Origin of the sequence: Pseudomonas sp. NY15356 (assembly GCF_048068175.1) — a bacterium.
Classification (GTDB): Bacteria; Pseudomonadota; Gammaproteobacteria; order Pseudomonadales; family Pseudomonadaceae; genus Aquipseudomonas; species Aquipseudomonas putida_K.
In genome coordinates this window covers 1-1,063 of the sequence record NZ_JBLUPW010000073.1, presented here as the reverse complement: position 1 = coordinate 1,063, position 1,063 = coordinate 1, and the positions used below count along the sequence as shown (strand labels likewise).

Here is a 1,063-nt window from a genome sequence, read left to right as displayed (position 1 = left end):
CTGCAGCATGTCGTCCATCGCCTTGGTCTGGCCCAGGCGCACGGTCGGGTCGATGTAGTTCTCCGGGTAGTACATCAGCATCTGCCCGGCCGACCAGGTGGCATAGCGGGCATTCCAGCGGGTCCAGTCGCGGAAGAAGGGCCCGTCCAACACGCTTCTGTCCAGGGCGTAGGGGTCTTCAGGCTCCGACAAGGTACGGTGGACGAACAGCTGCAGCGCCGCCATCGCCTCGGCGATGCGCGTGGTCGTCACCTGGGCACTGTTCAGGCTGTCGAGCAGCAGGTGCTGGTTCAGCGCTTCCACGCCCAGGTTGATGCGCGCGGCCAACACACCGGCCAGCGCCTTGCTCAACGGCTCCTCGCTGGCCGCCTGCGCACGCTTGACCTGCGACGGGCTCAGCCCCGCCTCGAAACTGTTCGCCAGGGCTTGCCACTCATCCCATGCCGGCGGGAACACCAGCAACGCCGCCAGGCTTGTGGGCTGCACGCCCAGCGTTGTCGCCAGGTCGGCCCATTGCCGGACCACGGCGATCTCCTGCCAGTTGGCCAGGGCCGAGGCGTCTACGACATCCTTCTTCAGGGCTGCCTGCCTGGCAGCCTCGGCGACCAGCCCTTCTGCCTGGCCGGTGGCCTTGGCCAGCAGCGCGGGCGGTACGCCTTCGGCCTTCAGCGCAGCCATCAGCGTGCTGGCCGACTCCGGTCGTGTTTTCAGCCAGGTGCTGAAGTCCGTCAGGGCCACGACCGTGGCCACACTGCGCTGCAGGGTGGTCAGCCTGGGCTCGATGTTGTCCATGGTTCCGGCGAGCAAATGGGGCTGCTCCACCAGCACGGCCAGCACGTCGGCGGTCACACCGCTGGCGTGCACGATCAGCGCCATCTGCGCCAGGCCGTAGGTGAAGGCGATTATCTGGGGATCGGCTACCGGGTCGTAAGGTTCTTCTGGTTCTTCCGGCTCTTCCGACGCCTCTGGATCTTCCAGCTTCAGGCGCTCGCCTAGCTCTTGCAGCCAAAGCCCACCGGGCTTGCCACGGTCCGCCCAGATCAGCAGGGCCCGGGCCGCAGTT

At 67.0% G+C, this 1,063-nt stretch carries 1 protein-coding gene; it reads right to left on the bottom strand.

Annotated elements, in window-relative coordinates; genetic code table 11:
* The coding region (locus ACNFCI_RS23965; RefSeq protein ID WP_416768428.1) for a neuraminidase-like domain-containing protein at nt 1-1,063 on the bottom strand (1,063 nt) is incomplete at both ends.